Genomic DNA, 19,550 nt, shown 5'->3' with positions numbered 1-19,550 from the left:
CCTCTTCCCGCGGGGACACGGGACCGGCCGGAGGGACCGTCAGGGGGTGTAGGTCTTCGCCGCCTCGGAGACGAAGGGCTGCCGGACCGTGCGCATGCCACCGGCGGCCTTCTTGTCGGGCTGGACGATGACGGACTGGCGGGAGGAGGGCGACTTCGGGTCGGTGAAGTCGTGGGTCATGCCGAAGCCGGGGTCGTGGGCGTTGAGGATGAGGAGCGCCTTGCTGACGCCCTCGCGGGTGAGGTCGCCCTTCTCGCACGCCTTCCTCAGGATCTCGCCGAAGGCGGTCGCGGCGGTCCAGCCGGCCACGACGCCGTTGTCGAGGCCGTCCTCGGGATAGGCGGCCGCGTAGTCGGCGGCGAGCTTCTTCGCGACGGGGGTGTCGGCGCCGATGGGGAGGCTCGGGGAGGCGAACCAGTACATCTTCTCCAGGGCCGGGCCCGCCTGGGTGCCGAGGAGCTGGGGGGCGAAGGCGGAGTTGTTGCCGACGACCGGGACCCGCAGGCCGGTCGCGGCGGCGACGCCCACCAGGGAGGCGGCCTGGCGCGGGCCGGCGCTGACCAGGACCGCCTTCACGCCGGCCTGCTTGAGCGCGGCGACCTGCGCGGACATGTCGTTGTCGGTCGGCTTGATCTTCTGCTCGACGACGGTCAGGCCGGCCTGCTCGGCGGCGTACTTCGAGCCCTTGAGGGCGTTCTCGCCGTAGTCGCCCTCGAAGTAGACGTGGCCGAGCTTGTCGCCCTTCTTCAGGCCCTTCTCCGTGACGAGGAAGTCGACCGCGTTGATCGTCTCGACGTCGTAGGTGGCGCCGAGGACGCGGATGTACGGGGAGCCGAGGAGGGAGGCCGACCAGGCCTGGGGCATGACCAGGCCCTTGTCCTGGCCGTCGACGCGCTGCTTGACGGCGGCGACGAACGGGGAACCGATGAACTGGGCGTAGCCGACGACCTTGGGCTCCAGCTCCGTGTAGGCGGCGAGCGCCTTCTGCGGGTCGTAGCCGTGGTCGCGGACGGTCAGCTCCAGCTTGCGGTCGCAGATGCCGCCCGCGGCGTTGGTCTGCTTCACCCACAGCTGCTGGGCCTGGGTGACGCTCTTGCCGAGGGTGGCGTAGACGCCGGTCATGTCGGTGAGCGCGCCGAGCGTGATGGTGGTGTCGGTGACGCCCTCGCCCATCTTCACCCCGCCCGCGCCGGTCGCCTCGGCGTCACCGGACTTCGCCTTGGAGCTGCATCCGGCGGCGGTGAGCGCGACCAGTGTCGCGAGCGCCGCGGCGAGGCCCCGCACGGCCTGTCGTCTGTGGTTCATCGAGTCTCCCCTGAGGGTCGGTGGATCGGGGTTCGCGCGACGAGCCTCACGAGGCCGCCGGGCAGGAAGAGGACGGTGCCGACGACGGCGGCGCCGTAGAGGTAGCGGGCGGCCTCGCCGGGGGCGATGCCGCCGGTGCCGGGGGCGGAGACCAGCGGCAGGGCTTCGGCGTACCGGTTCAGGAGCTGCGGGAGCAGGGCGACGAAGACCCCGCCCGCGACCGCCCCGGCGACGGAGCCGAGCCCGCCGATGACGATCATCGCCAGGTACTCCAGGGAGAGCGCCATGCCGAAGTACTCGGGCACGGTCCGCTGGAAGACCAGGGCGAGCAGCACGCCGGCGAGGCCCGCGTACATGGAGGAGAGGACGAAGACGGCGGCGCGGTGCCGGGCGACCGGGATGCCCAGGACGCCGGCGGCGATCCGGTGGTCGCGGATGGCGTTCATGGCGCGCCCGGGCCGGCCCTTGAGCACGCCGCGGGCGAACAGCACCCCGGCGAGGAGCAGGGCCAGGCCCAGGTACCAGAGCTTCTCGACGGCGCCGAACGGCACCTGGGCGACGAGGAGTTCGGTGTCGTCGAAGGTGAGGCCGAAGAGGTTCAGCGGCGGCACGGCGCGGCCGTTGTAGCCGCCGGTGAGGCCGTGGGCGTTGAAGAGGACGTGCTGGCCGATGAAGATCAGCGCGAGGGTGGCGATGCCGAGGTACGCGCCGTGCAGCCGGCCCGCGATGGGGCTGAACGCCCCGCCCGCGAGGCCCGCGAGGCCGACGGCGAGGACGGCGGCGAGCCAGCCGGGCAGGCCGAGGCCGGCGAGCCCGTCGGTGCCGTCGCCGGCCAGCGCGCAGTAGCCGTAGGCGCCGACGGCGAGGAAGAAGGCGTGGCCCATGGAGAGCTGGCCGGTGGCGCCGGTGAGCAGGTTGATGCCGACGGCGCCGAGGGCGGCGGCCATGGCGAAGAGCCCGGCCTGGAGCCAGAACCGCTCCAGGTAGAAGGGGAGGGCGAGGAGCACGAGACCGGCGGCGGCGTAGCCGTACGCCCGCGCGGGGATCCTGCGGCGCTCAGACACGGGCGAGCTCCTTGGTGCCGAAGAGGCCGGCCGGGCGGATCAGCAGCACCGCGACCATCACCAGGTAGGGGGCGAGGTCGCCGATCCCCCGGCCGAGGAAGGCGAGGTCGGACTGGTAGCCGGTGGCGAGGGACTCGGTGACGCCGACGATCAGTCCGCCGGCGAGCGCGCCGGTGGTGGAGTCGAGGCCGCCGAGGATCGCGGCGGGGAAGGCCTTGAGGGCGGCGAGCGAGGTGCCGCGCTCCAGGCCCGGGGTGGGGAAGACGGTGAGGAAGAGCGCGGCGACCGCGGCCAGGGCACCGGCGACCGCCCAGGCGCCGAGCGAGACCCGGCCGAGCCGGACGCCCATCAGCGCGGCGGTCTCCTGGCTCTCGGCGGCGGCCCGCATGGCGACGCCCCAGGAGGTGTGCCGGAAGGCGAGCAGGAAGGCGGTGATCAGGAGGGCGGCGGCGAGCAGGGCGGCGATCCGGGTCTCCGCGATCGTCACCGGGCCGAGGGTGACGACGGCGTCGCCCCACGGGTCGCCGAGGGCGAGGATGTCGGTGCCGATCCGGCGGGTCAGCTCGGTGGCCAGGAGGATGTCGACGCCGATGGTGACGATGGCGAGGACGCTGTGGTCGCCTCCCCGGTGGCGGCGCATGACGAGGAACTCGACGGCGGCGCCGACGACGGCCGCGCCCGCGACCCCGGCGGCGAGGGCGGGCCAGAAGCCGAGCGGTTCGTGGAGGACGGCGACGAGGTAGCCGCCGGCGAGGAGCAGGGAGGCGTGGGCGAAGTTGACGACCTCCGTGGCGCGGAAGATGACGACGAAGCCGAGGGCGATGAGGGCGTAGACGGAGCCCAGGGAGAGCCCGTTGATGAGGAACTCGGCGAAGGTGCTCACGCGGCGGTCTCCTCTCCGAGGTAGGCGCGGACGACCGCCGGGTCGTTCTGTACGTCGGCGGGGCTGCCGTCGGCGATCCGGCGGCCGAATTCGAGGACGGTGACGGAGTCGGCGAGCCGCATCACCAGGCCCATGTCGTGCTCGACGAGGAGCACGGAGATGCCGAGGCCGTCGCGGACGCCGGCGATGACGGCGGCGGTGCGGAGCCGTTCGTCGGCGGTCATGCCGGCGACCGGTTCGTCGAGGAGGAGCAGGGTGGGCTCCATGCAGAGGGCGCGGGCCAGTTCGGCGAGCTTCTGCTGTCCGTACGGAAGGGAGCCCGCGGGTTTCGCGAGCTGGTCGCCGAGGCCGACGAAACCGGCGATCTCCCGGACGCGGGCCCGGTGGCGGGCCTCCTCGCGGGCGGCGGACGGCAGCCGGAGCCCGGCGGCGAGGAAGCCGGTGCGGGTGAGCCGGTGGCGGCCGAGCATCAGGCTGTCCTCGACGGTGGCGCGCGGCGGCAGCGCCAGGTTCTGGAAGATCCGGCCCACGCCGAGGCCGGCGATCCGGTGCGGGGGCAGGTCGGTCAGCTCGTGCTCTCCGAGGCGTACGGAGCCGGAGGTGGCCCGGTACACCCCGGAGAGCACGTTGAAGCAGGTGGACTTGCCGGCGCCGTTGGGCCCGATGAGGGCGTGCACGGTGCCGGGGCGGACGGTGAAGTCGACGCCGTCGAGGGCGGTGAGTCCGGCGAAGCGGACGGTGAGGCCGGTGACGGTGAGGGCGGGGACGTCGTCGCGGGCCGGTGCGGCGCCGGGCGCGGGGGTGCGCGGGGCGGGCACGGCCGGCCCGTCCGGGGTGGTCATCGGGGTGTCTCCTTGCGGCGGGGGCCGCGGGCGGGGACCCGGGCCTCTTCGTCCCAGCGGGGCAGGACGGGGTGGGTGGCCTCGGCGCGGGCGGCGTCCGCCGCCGCCTCGGCGTCCACGACGCCCAGGTAGCGGCGGCGGACCTCGTCCGAGGCGGCGAGTTCGGCGGCGGGGCCGGAGAGGGTGACCTCGCCGACCTCCAGGACGTACGCGTGGGAGGCGAGCTTCAGCGCGAGCGCCGCGTTCTGCTCGACCAGCAGCACCGCCGTGCCCTGGGCGTTGATCTCGCGGACCGCGTCCGCGATGCGGGCGGCCATCAGCGGGGCTAGGCCGAGCGAGGGTTCGTCGAGGAGCAGCAGTTCCGGGGCGGCCATCAGGGCGCGGCCGACGGCGAGCATCTGCTGCTCTCCGCCGGAGAGCAGTCCGGCGGGCTGCCGGGACCGCTCGGCGAGGACGGGGAACAGCTCGTGGACCCGGCGCAGCGCGGCGGCCTTCGCGGTGCGGTCGCCGCGCCGGGCGAGTCCGCCGGCCCGCAGGTTGTCCTCGACGGACATGCGGGCGAAGACCTGCCGGCCCTCGGGGACCTGGCAGACGCCGGCGGCCACGACCCGGTCGGGCGGCAGGCCGTCGAGCGGCAGGCCGGCCGCGGTGACCGTGCCGGAGACCACGGCCCCGCCGTGGAAGCGCAGCGTGCGCGAGACCGCCCGCAGCAGTGTGGACTTGCCGGCGCCGTTGCCGCCGAGGACGGTGACGACGGCCCCCGCGGGCACGGTCAGGGACACGCGCCGCAGCGCGTGCACCGGTCCGTATCCCGCCGTCAGATCCGTCACCGTCAGGGCGGGTGCGGTACCTCCCATGACTCCCCTTTTCCCGGCCGCCGTTGTTACTCGGCCGTTCGGTGGCGCTCACCCCAGCACCGCGCCGGACCGCTCGTCCACGCCCGGCGGCACAAACGCTGCCGGTGACCAGCGGGGCCGCCGGAGGGCTGTGCATGCGCACAACGCTGCGCGTCAGGGCGTTGCCGTCGGGGGCGGGGCGGTGGATGCTCCCTGGCATGGGACGGCGCAGACGGCGGACCGGTGACGACTGGAAGGTGCTCGCCCGCGCGTGCACGACGCTTCTGGAGCGGGTGCCGGAGCTGGTGGACGAGCATCTGACGGAACTCCACGCGTACGAGCCCGCCTACGGGCGGATCGTGCCTTACGACCAGCACTGGCAGGAGGCGCACGAGGCGATCCGGATCGGCATCGAGATGATCTCGGCGCCGCGGCACTCCCCCCGGCGGGACCTGGAGCACGCGGAGCTGATGGGCCGGCGGCGGGCCGAGCAGGGCATGCCGCTGGAGCTGGTGGTGCACGCGTACCGGCACGCGGGGCACCTGGTGTGGGACGCGCTGATCGAGGGCGCGGGCCCGGACGCGGTCCAGCTCGCGGCGCTGATGCAGTCGGCGACGACGGTGTGGTCGGCGGTGGACGCGCAGGCGGACCGGGCCTCGGAGGCGTACCGGGCGACGGAGGCGGAGCTGCGGCGGCGGACGGACGAGCAGCTCCAGGCGCTGCTGGACGCCCTGTTGCAGGGCCAGCGGGGACCGGAGCTGGTGGCGCGGGCGGCGGCGGGCCTGGACCTGCCGGAGCAGGGGCGGTACGCGGTGGTGGTGCTGCGGCCCGACCGGCGGGAGGAGCGCGAGCCCTTCCACCGCCAGGTGCGGGCGGAGGGGCTGCGGTTCCTGTGGCGGATGCGGGCCGACTGCGAGGTCGGGGTGGTGGCGCTGGCCGACGGTACGAGCCTGGACGCGCTGGCGGAGCTCCTCGACGGGCGGGCCCCGGGTCCGGGCGGGATCAGCCCGGTGGTGACGGGCCTCACCGAGCTGGGCCGGGCCCGCAGGCTCGCCGAACTGGCCCTGCGCACCTGCCCGTCCGGCAGCCGTCAGGTGGTCCGGCTGGACCGCCGGATGGCCGGGGCGCTGATCGTGGGCCAGCCGGACCTGGCGGAGCTCCTGGTCACGGACGTCCTCGGCGGGCTCCTCGAACTGGACCCGGCGGACCGGGCGGTGCTCCTGGAGACCCTGGACGCGTGGCTGGAGTGCGAGGGTTCGGCGGGGCGGGCGGCGGGCCGGCTCTACTGCCACCGCAACACGGTCTTCAACCGGCTGCGCCGACTGGAGCAGCTGACGTCCCGCTCGCTGTCCCGGCCGCGGGACCTCACGGAGATGACCTTGGCACTGGACGCCTTCCGGCTGACCGCGTCAGGGTGAGGCATGACGTCCGAGCCTTCGCTGTCCACGGCCCCGCCGGAACCGCCCGGGTCAGGGAAGACGCCCGTGCCCGCCTGGGTGGTGGTGGTGCCGTCGATCGTCCTCGCCGTGTTCGTGCTGGCCGTGCTGGGAACGCTGTACACCGTCGCCACCGGCGGTCCGCGCTACCTGGAGGCCGCTGACGTCGTCGGTGTCTGGACCGAGGAAGGCGGCGACGGGCGCCTGACACTGCGCGAGGACCGTACGTTCGAGCTCACCGAGACGCCGTCGGAGGTCGGGGCACCACGCAGGGGGACCTGGAGGGTGGGCATCCCCGACGAGCCGAATCTGGTCGAGTTGGAGTTCCCGGCCGCCAGAAGCCTGTACGCCGACGAGTCCGGCCGGCGGGCGACCCTCTACGGCTTCGACGGGGCTACCTCGGCCGAGTACGTACGCGCATCCGGGTGACCTGGCAGGATCCCCCCGTGACCATGCTGACGAACACGCGTAGGACACCACGGCGGACGACTCCGGGGAAGGCGCTGATCGCCGTGGGGCTGCTTGCTCCGGTGGTCCAGGCGCTGGGGTCCCTGGTGGCGGAGTCGACGCGGCTGGTGGTTCTGCTGACCGTGTTCGGGGCGCCCTGGCCGTACTGGTTCGCCGCGGCGGTGCTGTGCGGGGTGGGCGTCCGGTCGGCGGGCAGGCGGGGGTGGGCGCGTGAGGGGCTGGTCGCCGTGTGCGCGGCGGCGGCCGTCCTGCTCGTGTTCGTGCGGGTGGTCCTCGGCGACTTCCTGTCCCCCGGCTGGGAGGAGTCGGAGCGCTGGGCCGCGCCGGGCGGCGCGGAGCGGTACGTGACGGTGGAGACGGGCGCCGCGCTCATCGACCCGCTGTGGCGGGTGACGGTGGTCTCCGGCTCGGGTCTCACCGCCCGGAGCCATCCGGTGGCCACGTTCGGCGAGCGGTCGGGCTTCGTCGCGGTCGCCTGGGACGGCCCGGACGCCCTCCTGGTCACCGGCGGCGACGGTACGACGCGGATCACGCTGAACCCGTCGACCGGCGCGCCGGGCCGGACGGTCGACGCGGGCTGACGGCCGCGGAGGCCGGGCGCCAGGGGACGCCCGGCCCGTACCCGCTATGCCAGGAAGTCCCGGGCGATGTGGGAGGCGACCTCTTCCAGGAGGGGGCCGGCGTTCGGGATGGACTTGGCCGGGTCCGGCTCCAGGGCGGAGAGGGGGTAGGCGCGGCGGATGCCGGCGGCGCCGAGGGTCTCCGGGGGGAGGGCGAGGCGGCCGCAGACGGCGACGACCTCCTTGCCGGCCGCACGCGCGGCGGCGGCGACGCCCGCGGGGGCCTTGCCGTGGAGGGTCTGCTCGTCGAGGGAGCCCTCGCCGGTGATGACGAGGGTGGCGCGCTCCAGGGCGGGGGCGAAGCCGAGGACCTCCAGCATCAGCTCGATGCCGGGGCGGAAGCCCGCGCCGAGGAGGAGGGCGCCGTAGCCGATGCCGCCCGCGCCGCCCGCGCCGGGGGAGGCGGCCAGCTCGGTGGCCTTCGGGCCGATCGCCTTCTCCAGGACCAGCGCGTAGTGGGCGAGGGCCGCGTCGAGGGTCTCGACGTCCTCGGGCGTGGCGCCCTTCTGCGGGCCGTAGACGGCGGGCGCGCCCTTGGGGCCGGTCAGCGGGTTGTCGACGTCGCTGGCGAGGATGAACTCGACGCCGGCGAAGCGCGGGTCGAGTCCGGAGAGGTCGGCGGAGTCCAGGTCCGCGAGGGCCGCGCCGCCGGGGCCGACCGGCTCGCCGGCCGCGTCGAGGAAGCGGGCGCCGAGCGCGGCGAGCATGCCGGCGCCGCCGTCGGTGGTGGCGCTGCCGCCGACGCCGAAGACGATCGTGGTGGCGCCCGCGTCGAGCGCGGCGCGCAGCAGTTCGCCCGAGCCGTACGTGGTGGCGGTCAGCGGGGCGAACGTACCGGCGGGGAGGAGCTGGAGGCCGGACGCCTCCGCCATCTCGACGACCGCGGTGGTGCCGCGCAGCGCGAACGCGGCGGTGACCGTCTCGCCGACCGGTCCCGTGACCCGCACCTCGTGCCGGTCGAAGCCGGCCGCGACGGCCGCCGCGACCGTGCCGTCGCCGCCGTCGGCGACGGGCAGGGCCTCGACCGAGAGGTCGGGGACGACCTTCCGGAGTCCCGCCGTGACCCGCTCCGCGACCTGTACGGCCGTGAGCGAGCCCTTGAACTTGTCGGCCGCCACGAGCACGTGAGCGACCTGAGTTGCTGCTCCGTCCGTCACCTTGCATCCCTTGCTTTCGAACAGGCAGTCGCGCCAGGGCCGACCCTATCCGTACGGCCAGACGGCGTGCCACCCCCGGATAACAGCAAATGTCCGACCATAGTGGGCTCACATGAGCACGGATATGAACGAGCGACCGTCTCCGGATCACGTACCGGAACGGCAGGCCCCCGATGCGAAGGTCATCGGCATCGGCGTGGCGGCCGTCGTCGCGGTCGTCGGCTGGGCGGCGCTCGGCAAGGAATCCTTCGACAGCGCCTCCTCCTCTGCCCTCTCCTGGGTGCTGTCCAACTTCGCGTGGCTGTTCGTGATCGCCGCCGACACGTTCCTGGTGCTGTGCGTGGTGCTCGCGCTGAGCCGCTTCGGCCGGATCCGGCTGGGCGCGGACGACTCCGAGCCGGAGTTCACGAACCTGGCGTGGATCGCGATGATGTTCAGCGCCGGCATGGGCATCGGCCTGATGTTCTACGGCGTCGGGGAGCCGCTCCAGCACTTCCTGGACCCGCCGCCGGACAGCGGCGTCCCCGCGGGGACGGGCGCGGCGGCCCGGACCGCGATGGAGTACTCCTTCTTCCACTGGACGCTGACCCCGTGGGCGATCTACGGCATCGCCGGGCTCGCGCTGGCGTACGCCGGCTTCCGCAAGGGCCGCGGCAACCGGCTGAGCAGCGCCTTCGTGCCGCTCCTCGGGGAGCGCCGGGCCAGGTCCTGGCAGGGCAGGGCGATCGACCTGCTCGCGGTCTTCGCGACCGTCTTCGGCACGGCGACCAGCCTGGGCCTGGGCGCGCTCCAGGTGGCCGAGGGGCTGAACCTCACCCTGGGCGTCGAGGACTCGACGGCCACCGAGCTGATCATCATCGCCTCGCTGTCGGCGGCCTTCGTCCTGTCGGCCTTCTCCGGCCTGCACAAGGGCGTGAAGTGGCTGTCGACGCTGAACATCGTGCTCGCCGCCTGCCTGGCGCTCTTCGTCTTCCTGCTCGGCCCGACCGTCTACGTCCTGGACACGATCCCCGCCTCGGTGGGCGGCTACCTCCACCAGCTGCTGCCGATGGCGAGCCGCACCGGCGCCTTCACCGACCGCGACTGGCTGGGCGCGTGGACGATCTTCTACTGGGCGTGGTGGCTGTCCTGGGCGCCGTTCGTCGGCACCTTCATCGCCCGGATCTCGCGCGGCCGGACGGTCCGCGAGTTCCTGGTGGGCGTGCTGCTCGTGCCCTCCGGGGCGACGGTGGTCTGGTTCTGCGTGATGGGCGGCACGGCGATCCGGCTGGAGTCCACGGGCGAGGCCGATCTGGCGACGGCGGTGGAGGACGGGGCGGAGGCCTCGCTCTTCGCGATGCTGGAGGCGCTGCCGCTCGGCACGGTCACCTCCGTCGTGGCGATGCTCCTGGTGATGACCTACTTCGTCACCAGCGCCGACTCGGCCTCCCTCGTCATGGGCTCGCTGACCAGCCGGGGCTCGCTGCACCCTCCGACCTGGCTGGTGGTGACCTGGGGCGTGCTGATGGCGGCCGTCGCGGCGGTGCTGCTGGTGGCGGGCGGCCTGGACTCGCTCCAGACGGCGACGATCCTGGTGGCCCTGCCGTTCGTGGTGGTCATGCTGGTGCTGTGCTGGGCGCTGGTGAAGGAGCTGCGGGAGGACCCGGGCGCGGGCCCGGCCCGGCACCAGGCGCTGCACGGGATGCGGGACGCGGTGCGGGCCCTGGTCGGCGAGGCGATGACCGAGCAGGGCGGCGGCTCCCGGCACCACCGGCTGCACCGCGCGGCCCGCTCCCGCGCGGACGCGGAGGGCGGCGAACCGCCGCGGGACGGCGGGGCGGGCTGAGCCCCCGCGGGGGGGGCGGCGCCACCGGGACCCTGCCAGGGCGCCGCCGTCGCGGTCCTGCCGGGGCGGCCGGTCCCGCCGGGCCGCCGGCTCCCCGCCGCGGGGCCCGGTCCCCGGCGGGCCGCCGGGGCGGGTGGCTACGCTGACGCCGTGACCGTCACCGATTACGCCGCGTACATCGCCGGCCTGCCCCGCGTCCTGGCAGCCTCCGCCGCACTCTTCCGGGACGCCCGGGGCCGGGTCCTGGTCGTGGAGCCGAACTACCGCGAGGGGTGGGCGCTGCCCGGCGGGACCGTCGAGTCCGACACCGGCGAGACGCCCCGGCAGGCGGCCCGCCGGGAGACCGCCGAGGAGATCGGCCTGGACCTGCCGCTCGGTCCGCTGCTCGCGGTGGACTGGGCGCAGAGCACGGCCCGGCCGCCGATCGTGGCGTACCTCTACGACGGCGGGGTGCTGCCCGAGGAGCGGTTCGCGGAGATCCGGCTCCAGGAGGAGGAGCTGGTCTCCTGGAAGCTGATCGAGCCGTCGGAGGTCACGGCGCACCTGCCGGGCAGCCTGGGCCTGCGGGTGCGGGCCGCGCTGGACGTGCTGGCCGACGGGACCGGCCCGGCGGAGCTGGAGAACGGCCTGCCCGCCGCCTGACCGTCCGGCCGGGGGTCAGCCCTGCGGCGGCTCCGGCGGCAGCGCCTCGCCGGTGCGGTTCGCCTCGTCGCGGCTGGCCGTCCGGGCCTCCGTGCGGTGGCCGCGCGCGATGTAGTCGCGGACGACGGCCTCCACGGCGTCCTGCGGGCTGCCGACGCCCGCCAGGACCATGACTTCCACGACGAGTTCGGCGTCGAGCGCGATGTTCACCTTGGCCATGCGCGCGAACCTAGCACCGGGAAACCCGCTCGCGGGAGCGGATCCGGGATGCCTACGCTCCCGTCATGACGATGGTCGCGATCCTCTCCGGTGCCGGCATCTCCACGGACTCGGGCATCCCGGACTACCGGGGTCCGAACGGACTGTGGCGCCGGGACCCGGAGGCCGAACGGCTGGTCACCTACGGGCCGTACATGGCGGACCCGGACGTCCGCCGCCGCTCCTGGCTGCTGCGGCGCGACGCCCCGGTCCTGACGGCCGAGCCGAACGCGGCGCACCGCGCGATCGCCGCGTACGAGCGGAGCGGGCACGCGCTGCGGGTGATCACGCAGAACGTGGACGGGCTGCACCAGGCGGCCGGCGTGCCGGAGCGGAAGGTCTTCGAACTGCACGGCACCGCGCGGTCGGTGGTGTGCACGGCGTGCCGTGCCAGGACGCCGATGGCCGAGGCCCTGGAGCGGCTGGAGGCCGGCGACCCGGACCCGGCGTGCCGGGACTGCGGCGGGATCCTCAAGCCGGCGACCGTCATGTTCGGGCAGCGGCTCGACCCGGTGGTGCTGGGCGACGCGATGGCGGTGGCGAAGGCGGCCGAGGTGTTCGTCGCGGTCGGTACGAGCCTCCAGGTGCAGCCCGCCGCCTCGCTGGCCGGGATCGCGGCCGAGCACGGGGCCCGGCTGATCATCGTGAACGCCGAGCCCACCCCGTACGACCCGCTGGCCGCCGAGGTGCTGCGCGAGCCGATCGGCACCGCGCTGCCGGCCCTGCTGGAGCGCCTGCGCTAGCTAGAACAGCGCGTCGGCGGCGGGGGCGCCGGATTCGAAGGCGAGCAGGCGCCGCTTGCGGTCGAGGCCGCCGCCGTAGCCGGTGAGGCCGCCGCCGGAGCCGATGACGCGGTGGCAGGGGACGATGACGCTGACCGGGTTCCTGCCGTTGGCGAGGCCGACCGCGCGGGAGGCGCCGGGGCTGCCGAGTTCCTCGGCGAGTTCGCCGTACGTGCGGGTCTCGCCGTACGGGATGAGCCGGAGCCGTTCCCAGACGCGCAGCTGGAAGGGCGTGCCCTCCAGGCGGAGCGGCAGGTCGAACTCGGTGAGCTCGCCCGCGAAGTAGGCGTCGAGCTGGCGGACCGCCTCGCCGAAGGGGCGGGGGTCGGGCTCGCCGAAGGTCTCCTCCGGCGGGCGGTGGCGCTGGCCGGTCATGTGGACGCGGCTGAGGACGCCGTCGACGGCCACCAGGGTCAGCGGCTCGTAGGGGCTGTCCACGACCGTGTGCACGACCGTGCGTGGCGTGGTGGTGCGGGGCATGGCGGAACGTCCTTACGCGGGGAGGTGGTTGATCGGGTGGCTGTCGGTCGCCCACAGGTACTGGACCGCGTAGGCCCGCCAGGGCGCCCAGGGGGCGGAGCGGGCGGTGAGCGCGGCGGGGGCGCCGGGCAGGCCCAGTCCCTCGGCGGCGCGGCGCACGCCGAGGTCGCCGGGGAGGAAGGCGTCGGGGTCGCCGAGCGCGCGCATGGCGATGACCTCGGTGGTCCAGGGGCCGAAGCCGGGCAGGGCGAGGAGCCGGGCGCGGGTCTCCGCGCGGTCCGTGTCGGGGCCGAGGACGAGGCTGCCGTCGGCGAGGGCGCGGACGAGGGTGAGCAGGGTGGCGCGGCGGCTGCGGGGCAGGGCCAGGGTCTCGGGGTCGAGCCCGGCGAGCGCCCTCGGGGTGGGGAAGAGGTGGGTCAGTCCGCCCTCGGGGTCCTCGACGGGCACGCCGTGGGCGGTGACGAGGCGGGCCGCGTGGGTGCGGGCGGCGGCCGTGGAGACCTGCTGGCCGAGGACGGCCCGGACGGCGAACTCGGCCGGGTCGACGGTGCCGGGGACGCGCCGGCCCGGCGCCTTGTCGACCAGCGGGGCGAGCAGCGGGTCGTCGCGCAGCCGGCCGTCGACGGCGACCGGGTCGGCGTCGAGGTCGAGGAGGCGGCGGCAGCGGCTGATGGCGTGGGTGAGGTCGCGCGGGTCGGTGAGGGAGAGCCGGCAGGCGATGTGGTCGGGGCGCGGCGCGAGGGCGACGATGCCGTGGCCGTACGGGAGGGCGAGGGTGCGCCGGTAGGCGCCGTCGCGCCACTCCTCGACGCCGGGGACGGCGGTGGCGGCGAGGTGGCCGAAGAGGTTGGACGGTTCGAGCGGGGCGCGGAAGGGCAGCCGGAGCGAGATCACTCCGGGGGTGTGGGGGGCGGTGGGCCGGGCGGCGCGGGCGCGCAGTTCGCCGGGGGTGAGGGCGAAGACCTGGCGGACGGTGTCGTTGAAGGAGCGGATCGAGGAGAAGCCGGCGGCGAAGGCGATCTCGCCGAAGGGCAGCGCGGTGGTCTCGACGAGGGTGCGGGCGGTCTGGGCGCGCTGGGCGCGGGCCAGGGCGAGCGGGCCCGCGCCCAGCTCGGCGAGGAGCTGGCGCTCGACCTGCCGGGTGGACCAGCCGAGACGGCGGGCGAGTCCGGGGACGCCCTCCCGGTCGACGACGCCGTCCTGGATCAGCCGCATCGCGCGGGCGACGGCGTCGGCCCGCACGTTCCACTCCGGGGAGCCGGGGCTGGTGTCGGGGCGGCACCGCTTGCAGGCCCGGAAGCCGGCCCGCTGGCAGGCGGCGGCGCTGGGGTGGAACTCCATGTTCTCGGGCTTCGGCGGGACGGCCGGGCAGCTGGGCCGGCAGTAGATCCGAGTGGTGCGGACGGCGGTGAAGAAGACGCCGTCGAAGCGGGCGTCCTTGGACTGGACGGCCCGCACGCAGCGCTCGGTCTCGGTGTGCATGGCTCCAGGATCGGGGATGCCCGGGCGCCCGGCTGGCAGGAAAACGACATGGACGTCCGGCCGCCGGTTCGGTCCGCGGGCACCGCCCGGGCCCGGGCGGTGGGCCGGCCGGCCTCGGTCACTCGAAGCGGGCGGGGTCCCCCGCGCCGACGCGGACGATCTCGGGGTCGCCGCTGGAGAAGTCGACGACGGTGGTGGGGACGGTGCCGCAGTCGCCGGAGTCGAGGACCGCGTCGACCTGGTGGTCGAGCCGTTCCTTGATCTCCCAGCCCTGGGTCAGCGGCTCCTCCTCGTCGGGCAGCAGGAGGGTGCTGGAGAGCAGGGGTTCGCCGAGCGAGGCGAGCAGCGCCTGGGTGGCGACGTGGTCGGGGATGCGGACGCCGACGGTCTTCTTCTTGGGGTGGAGCAGCTGGCGGGGCACCTCCTTGGTGCCGGGCAGGATGAAGGTGTACGCGCCGGGGACGGCGGCCTTGACGGCGCGGAAGACCCGGTTGTCGATGTGCACGAGCTGGCCGAGCTGGGCGAAGTCCGCGCACATGAGGGTGAAGTGGTGCCGGTCGTCGAGGCGGCGGATCTCCCGGATGCGGGTGAGGCCGTCGTGGTTGCCGATCCGGCTGCCCAGCGCGTAGCAGGAGTCGGTGGGGTAGGCGACCAGGGCGCCCTTGCGGATCGAGTCGGCGACGCCGTCGATGATGCGCGGCTGGGGGTTCTCGGGGTGGACGTCGATGTACTTGGCCATGGGGCGAGTCTAGGTTCCCCGGGCGTCGAGGCTTCTGAGGTGGCGCCAGACGGCCTTGGCCGCGTTGTGCCCCGACATGCCGTGGACGCCGGGGCCGGGCGGGGTGGCGGAGGAGCAGAGGAAGACCGCCGGGTGGGGGGTGCGGTAGGGCCACGGGGAGAGGGTGGGGCGGAGCACCAGCTGGAGGCCGCTGGCGGCGCCGCAGGCGATGTCGCCGCCGATGTAGTTGGCGTTGCGCGCGGCGAGTTCGGGCGGTCCGGCGGTGGCGCGGGCCAGGATCCGGTCGCGGAAGCCGGGGGCGAAGCGCTCGATCTGCCGCTCGACGGCGTCGGTGAGGTCGCCGCGCCAGCCGTTGGGCACGTGTCCGTACGCCCAGAAGACGTGCTTGCCCTCGGGGGCGCGGCTCGGGTCGGCGAGGGTGGGCTGGGCGGTGATGAGGAACGGCGTGTCGGGGGCGGTGCCGGAGGAGGCCTGGCGCAGGGCGGTGTCGATCTCGCGGGTGGTGGGGCCGATCTGGACGGTGCCGGCCCGGCGGGCGGGCTCGGCGGTCCACGGCACGGGGCCGTCGAGGGCGTAGTCGAGCTTGAAGGCGGAGGCGCCGTACCGGTAGTGGGCGTAGTGGTGGGCGCCGAAGCCGGTGATGCGGGCGAGGGCGGTCGGCGAGGTGTCGAAGAGGTAGGCGCGGGCGGGCGGCAGGTCGTCGAGGCGCTTGACCTCGTAGCCGGTGTGGACGGTGCCGCCGAGTGCGGTGAGGTACGCGGTGAGGGCGTCCGGGATGGCCTGGGAGCCGCCCCGGGGCACGGGCCAGCCGCCGGCGTGCGCGGCGAGCGCGAAGACGAGGCCGACGGCGGAGGTGGCGAAGCCGTCGAGCGGGGCGATGACGTGCGCGACCAGGCCGGCGAGGAGGGCGCGGGCCTTCTCGTCGCGGAAGCGGCGCAGCAGCCGGGTGGAGGGCTGGAGGCCGAGGAGGCCGAAGCGGGCGAGGGTGACCGGGTCGCGGGGCAGCGCGGTGAGCGGCAGCTGCATGAAGTCCCGGGCGAGGGCGTCCCACTTGCCGAGGAAGGGGGTGACGAGCCGGCGGTAGGTGCCGGCGTCGCGCGGGCCGAGGGAGGCGGCGGTCTCGGCGACGGAGCGGGAGAGGACGGCGGCGGTGCCGTCGTCCCAGGGGTGGGCCATGGGCAGTTCGGGGTGGAGCCATTCCAGGCCGTACCGGTCGAGCGGCATGGTGCGGAAGACGGGCGACCCGGCGCCGAGCGGGTGGACGGCGGAGCAGGGGTCGTGGCGGAAGCCGGGGAGGGTCAGCTCCTCGGTGCGGGCGCCGCCGCCGACGGTGTCCTTCGCCTCGAAGACGGCCACGGAGCGGCCGCGGCGGGCCAGTTCCACGGCGGCGGTCAGTCCGTTGGGCCCCGCCCCCACGACCACGGCATCGAGCAGCGACGTCACCTCGGGCTCCTCACGTCGGCCGGCGGTTCGCCAGGGCCAGGATAGGCCCGGGCCCTGCGGTGCGGCGGCGGCCCCTCCGGGGGGTTCCGTTCCGGGCGGGGGGTGGTGAGCACGCGTCAGCCCTCGGCCGGGCCGGAGGCGAGGAGGGCGCGGATCCGCTCGGCGGTGGCCGCGTCCCGGGCCGCGGTGAACGGCAGCGCGTTGCCCCCGGCGATCCGGAAGGGTTCGCCGGCGACGGTGGTGTGCGCCCCGCCCGCCTCCGTGACGAGGAGCAGTCCGGCCGCGTGGTCCCAGGCGTACTCCCAGCTGAAGGCGGTGGCGTCGAGCGCGCCCCGGGCGATGGCGAGGTACTCCAGTCCGGCCGAGCCGCACGGCCGGGGGCGGACGCCTTCGGTGGCCAGGGCGAGCAGGGCCCGCTTCTGGTCGGGGGTGGTGTAGTCGGGGTGCGAGGTGGCGACCTCCAGGACCGCGCCGGGCGCGGGCGGGCCCGGCCGGAGCGGCTGCCCGTTCAGGGTGGCGCCGCGGCCCCGGACGGCGACGGCCAGCTCGCCGAGGACCGGGGCGTAGGTCCAGGAGGCGAGGAGCTCGCCGTGGCGGGCGAGGGCGACCAGGGTGCAGAAGGCCGGGTCGCCCTGGACGAACTGGCGGGTGCCGTCCACCGGGTCGACGATCCAGACGGGCGCGTCGCCGCGCAGCGCGCCGTACAGCTCCGGGTCCGCGTGGACGGCCTCCTCGCCGACCACGACGGAGCCGGGCAGCAGGGCGGTCAGGGACGCGGTGAGGTGCTCCTCGGCGGCCCGGTCGGCGACCGTCACCAGGTCGAACGGCCCCTTCTTCTCGACGATCTCGTGGGCGGCGAGCTGCCGGAAGCGCGGGGTGATCTCCGCCGCGGCCGCCTTGCGGACCGCCTCCTCGACCTCGGTCGTGCCACCGTCGAGGACGTGCGCAAGGAAGGAATCGATCATGCGTCCAGCTAAGCACGCCGGTCCGACAACCGGTACGGGGCCTCCGCCGGGCCCGCGCCGGACGGACGGGGACGCCCGGGAGTACGCTTTGGACCGTTTCACCCCTTAACCGGGATGTCGAGGCTCCTGAGAGGCAGGTCGGTCCGGTGCACGGCGAGTACAAGGTCCCCGGCGGGAAGCTGGTCGTCGTCGATCTCGACGTGGTGGACGGGGCGCTGGCCCGGGTCCGGGTGGCCGGCGACTTCTTCCTCGAACCCGACGAGGCGATCCTCGCCGTCGACCGGGCCCTGGAGGGCGCCCCCGCCGACACCGACGCCGCCGGGCTCGCGGCCCGCGTCGACGCGGCGCTGCCGCCGGGCACCGTGATGTACGGCCTCACCAGCGAGGGCGTCGGGATCGCGGTCCGCCGGGCGCTCGCCCACGCCACCGACTGGACCGACTACGACTGGCAGCTGATCCACGAGCCGCCGCAGTCCCCCGCCCTGCACATGGCGCTCGACGAGGTGCTCACCGCCGAGGTCGCGGCCGGCCGCCGGCCGCCGACCCTGCGGGTCTGGGAGTGGGGCGCTCCCGCCGTCGTCATCGGCAGCTTCCAGTCGCTGCGCAACGAGGTGGACCCGGAGGCCGCCGAGCGGCACGGCATCCGGGTGGTGCGCCGGATCAGCGGCGGCGGCGCCATGTTCATCGAGCCCGGCAACACCATCACGTACTCCCTGTCGGTCCCCGACCGGCTGGTGCAGGGCCTGACCTTCGCGGACAGCTACGCCTACCTCGACGACTGGGTGCTCGGCGCGCTCGGCGACATGGGCGTCAAGGCCTGGTACCAGCCGCTCAACGACATCGCGACCGAGGCCGGGAAGATCGCGGGCGCGGCGCAGAAGCGGATGGTGACCGGCGACGGCGCGGTGCTGCACCACGTGACGATGGCCTACGACATCGACGCCGACAAGATGACCGAGGTGCTGCGGATCGGGCGCGAGAAGCTCTCCGACAAGGGCACGAAGAGCGCGAAGAAGCGGGTCGACCCGCTGCGCCGGCAGACCGGCCTGCCGCGCGAGGCGGTCATCGAGCGGATGATCGCCTCCTTCCGGCAGCGGTACGGCCTGGCGGAGGGCCGGGTCACGGAGGAGGAACTGGCCGCCGCCGAGGAGCTGGCGAAGACCAAGTTCTCGTCCCCGGAGTGGACCGCGCGGGTGCCGTAGGACCGGGCCGCGCGGGAGGCGGTCGGCGCGGGAGGCCGTCGGCGCGCAGAAGGCGGCCGGTACGGAAAGCCGCCGTGCGGGAAGCCGCCGATGCGCGGGAGGCGGTCGGTGTGCGGGAGGCGGTCGGTGTGCACGGTCCCGGTCGGTGGTCGGGCGCGGACGGGTGACCTGCTCCGGATCGGCTCGTTGACGTCGTGGACATGCTGCGTCGACGGCCGCGGAGGGCACATTGGGACGGGCGAGAGCACTGACGGCGGCGCTCCTGGGGATGTTCCTGGCGACGGCGCCGGTCGCCCCGCGCGAGGCGGCGGCGATCGTCGGCGGCCGGGAGGCGGCCCCGGGGGCGCATCCGTACGTGGCGGCGCTGGTGGACGTCGAGCGCCACCGGCAGTTCTGCGGCGGCGTCCTGATCGGCCCCCGCCACGTCCTGACGGCCGCCCACTGCCTGACCGGGTCGTACGCCGACACCGGCCGGGTCGCGGTGCTCCTCGGCGAGCACGACCTGCGCACGGCGACCGAGTCCCGCCACGCGCGCGCGGCCCGCCCCGCCCGCTTCACGCTCCACCCCGGCTACGACCGCCGCACCCAGCGCGACGACCTCGCCGTGATCACCCTGACCGCCCCGGTCCGTCCGGACGCCGGGGTCCGTCCCGTCCCGCTTCCCGCTCCTGGCGAATCGTTCGTCCACACCCGGCTGGAGGCCGTCGGCTGGGGCGCGACCGCCTTCGGCGGGGACCCCTCCCCCGTGCTGCGCGCGGTCACCCTGGACACCCTCTCCAACGCCGGCTGCGCCCTCCGCGGCGTCGACGGCCTCACCCCGGCCCAGCTCTGCACCTGGACCCCCGGCCGCGACACCTGCGTCTACGACTCCGGCGGCCCCCTGGTGCACCGCGGCCCCGAAGGCCGCCCCACCCTGGCCGCCCTCGTCTCCTACGGCCGCGGCTGCGCCACCGACACCCCGGCGGTGAACACCAGGATCACCGCCCATCTGGCCTGGATCCGCCGGATCACCGGGGTGGCCCCGCCCGTCTCCTGACCGGTTCCGGCGCGGACGAGAACGAGCCGTGGGGGGGGGGGGGGAGCCGCCCGCCCCGCCCCCAGGGCGGGGGGGGCGCGCGGGG

The 19,550-nt window shown here is 75.0% G+C and carries 20 protein-coding genes; 8 read left to right on the top strand and 12 right to left on the bottom strand.

Features of this window, described 5'->3' with window-relative positions:
• Positions 1 to 39: 39 nt before the first annotated feature.
• From ACFW6A_RS10540 to ACFW6A_RS10520, 5 genes are read right to left on the bottom strand one after another with little or no spacing between them, the layout of a single operon-like run.
• Positions 40 to 1,305, bottom strand: coding sequence for an ABC transporter substrate-binding protein (locus tag ACFW6A_RS10540; protein WP_351855656.1), 1,266 nt, complete (start codon positions 1,303 to 1,305; stop codon positions 40 to 42).
• Positions 1,302 to 2,369 (bottom strand): branched-chain amino acid ABC transporter permease, encoded by a 1,068-nt coding sequence (locus tag ACFW6A_RS10535; RefSeq protein ID WP_351855658.1) that lies wholly within the window; start codon positions 2,367 to 2,369, stop codon positions 1,302 to 1,304. Before ACFW6A_RS10535 ends, ACFW6A_RS10540 begins: the two co-directional genes overlap by 4 nt.
• Positions 2,362 to 3,252 (bottom strand): branched-chain amino acid ABC transporter permease, encoded by an 891-nt coding sequence (locus ACFW6A_RS10530; RefSeq protein WP_351855661.1) that lies wholly within the window; start codon positions 3,250 to 3,252, stop codon positions 2,362 to 2,364. The genes ACFW6A_RS10535 and ACFW6A_RS10530 overlap by 8 nt, the downstream gene beginning before the upstream one ends.
• Positions 3,249 to 4,094, bottom strand: coding sequence for an ABC transporter ATP-binding protein (locus tag ACFW6A_RS10525; protein ID WP_351855664.1), 846 nt, complete (start codon positions 4,092 to 4,094; stop codon positions 3,249 to 3,251). Before ACFW6A_RS10525 ends, ACFW6A_RS10530 begins: the two co-directional genes overlap by 4 nt.
• A complete protein-coding gene (locus ACFW6A_RS10520) occupies positions 4,091 to 4,951 on the bottom strand; it encodes an ABC transporter ATP-binding protein (protein ID WP_386480094.1) in 861 nt (286 codons plus the stop codon). Before ACFW6A_RS10520 ends, ACFW6A_RS10525 begins: the two co-directional genes overlap by 4 nt.
• A gap of 197 nt (positions 4,952 to 5,148) precedes the next feature.
• Between ACFW6A_RS10520 and ACFW6A_RS10515 the strand changes: the two genes are divergently transcribed.
• From ACFW6A_RS10515 to ACFW6A_RS10505, 3 genes are read left to right on the top strand one after another with little or no spacing between them, the layout of a single operon-like run.
• Positions 5,149 to 6,348 (top strand): helix-turn-helix domain-containing protein, encoded by a 1,200-nt coding sequence (locus tag ACFW6A_RS10515; RefSeq protein WP_351855669.1) that lies wholly within the window; start codon positions 5,149 to 5,151, stop codon positions 6,346 to 6,348.
• Positions 6,349 to 6,351: 3 nt separating this feature from the next.
• Positions 6,352 to 6,795 carry a hypothetical protein gene (locus ACFW6A_RS10510; protein WP_386639843.1) on the top strand — a complete coding sequence of 148 codons (444 nt, stop codon included), beginning with the start codon at positions 6,352 to 6,354 and terminating at the stop codon, positions 6,793 to 6,795.
• Positions 6,796 to 6,812: 17 nt separating this feature from the next.
• Positions 6,813 to 7,415 carry a hypothetical protein gene (locus tag ACFW6A_RS10505; protein WP_386639840.1) on the top strand — a complete coding sequence of 201 codons (603 nt, stop codon included), beginning with the start codon at positions 6,813 to 6,815 and terminating at the stop codon, positions 7,413 to 7,415.
• A gap of 44 nt (positions 7,416 to 7,459) precedes the next feature.
• Here the strand turns inward: ACFW6A_RS10505 and ACFW6A_RS10500 are convergent, their stop codons facing one another.
• Positions 7,460 to 8,611, bottom strand: coding sequence for a glycerate kinase (locus ACFW6A_RS10500; protein WP_351855676.1), 1,152 nt, complete (start codon positions 8,609 to 8,611; stop codon positions 7,460 to 7,462).
• 112 nt (positions 8,612 to 8,723) lie between these two features.
• On the opposite strand from ACFW6A_RS10500, the gene ACFW6A_RS10495 reads away from it, so the two are divergent.
• Positions 8,724 to 10,436, top strand: coding sequence for a BCCT family transporter (locus ACFW6A_RS10495; protein WP_351855679.1), 1,713 nt, complete (start codon positions 8,724 to 8,726; stop codon positions 10,434 to 10,436).
• A gap of 150 nt (positions 10,437 to 10,586) precedes the next feature.
• Positions 10,587 to 11,078: an NUDIX domain-containing protein gene (locus tag ACFW6A_RS10490; protein ID WP_386639836.1), complete on the top strand. Its 492-nt coding sequence runs from the start codon at positions 10,587 to 10,589 to the stop codon at positions 11,076 to 11,078.
• Between the two features lie 15 nt (positions 11,079 to 11,093).
• On the opposite strand, the gene ACFW6A_RS10485 is transcribed toward ACFW6A_RS10490, so the two are convergent.
• Positions 11,094 to 11,297 (bottom strand): type II toxin-antitoxin system VapB family antitoxin, encoded by a 204-nt coding sequence (locus ACFW6A_RS10485; protein WP_351855684.1) that lies wholly within the window; start codon positions 11,295 to 11,297, stop codon positions 11,094 to 11,096.
• Between the two features lie 65 nt (positions 11,298 to 11,362).
• Here ACFW6A_RS10485 and ACFW6A_RS10480 point away from each other — a divergent pair, with 65 nt between their 5' ends.
• Positions 11,363 to 12,079, top strand: a complete 717-nt coding sequence (locus ACFW6A_RS10480) for a Sir2 family NAD-dependent protein deacetylase (protein WP_351855686.1) — start codon at positions 11,363 to 11,365, stop codon at positions 12,077 to 12,079.
• On the opposite strand, the gene ACFW6A_RS10475 is transcribed toward ACFW6A_RS10480, so the two are convergent.
• From ACFW6A_RS10475 to ACFW6A_RS10455, 5 genes are all read right to left on the bottom strand, one after another.
• Positions 12,080 to 12,598 carry a methylated-DNA--[protein]-cysteine S-methyltransferase gene (locus tag ACFW6A_RS10475; protein WP_351855689.1) on the bottom strand — a complete coding sequence of 173 codons (519 nt, stop codon included), beginning with the start codon at positions 12,596 to 12,598 and terminating at the stop codon, positions 12,080 to 12,082.
• A 12-nt stretch (positions 12,599 to 12,610) separates the two neighbouring features.
• The gene (locus ACFW6A_RS10470; protein ID WP_351855691.1) at positions 12,611 to 14,080 is read right to left on the bottom strand and encodes an AlkA N-terminal domain-containing protein; all 1,470 of its coding nucleotides are present in this window, start codon (positions 14,078 to 14,080) and stop codon (positions 12,611 to 12,613) included.
• Between the two features lie 118 nt (positions 14,081 to 14,198).
• The gene (locus ACFW6A_RS10465; RefSeq protein ID WP_351855693.1) at positions 14,199 to 14,819 is read right to left on the bottom strand and encodes an L-threonylcarbamoyladenylate synthase; all 621 of its coding nucleotides are present in this window, start codon (positions 14,817 to 14,819) and stop codon (positions 14,199 to 14,201) included.
• A 9-nt stretch (positions 14,820 to 14,828) separates the two neighbouring features.
• Positions 14,829 to 16,262: a phytoene desaturase family protein gene (locus ACFW6A_RS10460; protein WP_386483571.1), complete on the bottom strand. Its 1,434-nt coding sequence runs from the start codon at positions 16,260 to 16,262 to the stop codon at positions 14,829 to 14,831.
• A gap of 116 nt (positions 16,263 to 16,378) precedes the next feature.
• Positions 16,379 to 17,227 carry an inositol monophosphatase family protein gene (locus ACFW6A_RS10455; protein WP_351855698.1) on the bottom strand — a complete coding sequence of 283 codons (849 nt, stop codon included), beginning with the start codon at positions 17,225 to 17,227 and terminating at the stop codon, positions 16,379 to 16,381.
• A 146-nt stretch (positions 17,228 to 17,373) separates the two neighbouring features.
• Between ACFW6A_RS10455 and ACFW6A_RS10450 the strand changes: the two genes are divergently transcribed.
• Both ACFW6A_RS10450 and ACFW6A_RS10445 read left to right on the top strand, forming a co-directional pair.
• The gene (locus tag ACFW6A_RS10450; RefSeq protein WP_351855699.1) at positions 17,374 to 18,429 is read left to right on the top strand and encodes a lipoate--protein ligase family protein; all 1,056 of its coding nucleotides are present in this window, start codon (positions 17,374 to 17,376) and stop codon (positions 18,427 to 18,429) included.
• Positions 18,430 to 18,658: 229 nt separating this feature from the next.
• Positions 18,659 to 19,465: a serine protease gene (locus ACFW6A_RS10445; protein WP_351855702.1), complete on the top strand. Its 807-nt coding sequence runs from the start codon at positions 18,659 to 18,661 to the stop codon at positions 19,463 to 19,465.
• Positions 19,466 to 19,550: the final 85 nt, after the last annotated feature.

The organism is Streptomyces sp. NPDC058758 (genome assembly GCF_042746075.1).
GTDB lineage: Bacteria > Actinomycetota > Actinomycetes > Streptomycetales > Streptomycetaceae > Streptomyces.
Note: the sequence above shows the minus strand (reverse complement) of the source record. Positions and strands in the feature narration are given on the sequence as shown.

Bases quoted from the DNA above. Each gene is read 5' to 3' on its own strand.
- ACFW6A_RS10455 (WP_351855698.1), bottom strand. From the start codon at position 17,227: ATGATCGATTCCTTCCTTGCGCACGTCCTCGACGGTGGCACGACCGAG.
- ACFW6A_RS10525 (WP_351855664.1), bottom strand. From the start codon at position 4,094: ATGACCACCCCGGACGGGCCGGCCGTGCCCGCCCCGCGCACCCCCGCG.
- ACFW6A_RS10515 (WP_351855669.1), top strand. From the start codon at position 5,149: ATGGGACGGCGCAGACGGCGGACCGGTGACGACTGGAAGGTGCTCGCC.
- ACFW6A_RS10495 (WP_351855679.1), top strand. From the start codon at position 8,724: ATGAGCACGGATATGAACGAGCGACCGTCTCCGGATCACGTACCGGAA.
- ACFW6A_RS10520 (WP_386480094.1), bottom strand. From the start codon at position 4,951: ATGGGAGGTACCGCACCCGCCCTGACGGTGACGGATCTGACGGCGGGA.
- ACFW6A_RS10480 (WP_351855686.1), top strand. From the start codon at position 11,363: ATGACGATGGTCGCGATCCTCTCCGGTGCCGGCATCTCCACGGACTCG.
- ACFW6A_RS10475 (WP_351855689.1), bottom strand. From the start codon at position 12,598: ATGCCCCGCACCACCACGCCACGCACGGTCGTGCACACGGTCGTGGAC.
- ACFW6A_RS10485 (WP_351855684.1), bottom strand. From the start codon at position 11,297: ATGGCCAAGGTGAACATCGCGCTCGACGCCGAACTCGTCGTGGAAGTC.
- ACFW6A_RS10470 (WP_351855691.1), bottom strand. From the start codon at position 14,080: ATGCACACCGAGACCGAGCGCTGCGTGCGGGCCGTCCAGTCCAAGGAC.
- ACFW6A_RS10540 (WP_351855656.1), bottom strand. From the start codon at position 1,305: ATGAACCACAGACGACAGGCCGTGCGGGGCCTCGCCGCGGCGCTCGCG.
- ACFW6A_RS10510 (WP_386639843.1), top strand. From the start codon at position 6,352: ATGACGTCCGAGCCTTCGCTGTCCACGGCCCCGCCGGAACCGCCCGGG.
- ACFW6A_RS10465 (WP_351855693.1), bottom strand. From the start codon at position 14,819: ATGGCCAAGTACATCGACGTCCACCCCGAGAACCCCCAGCCGCGCATC.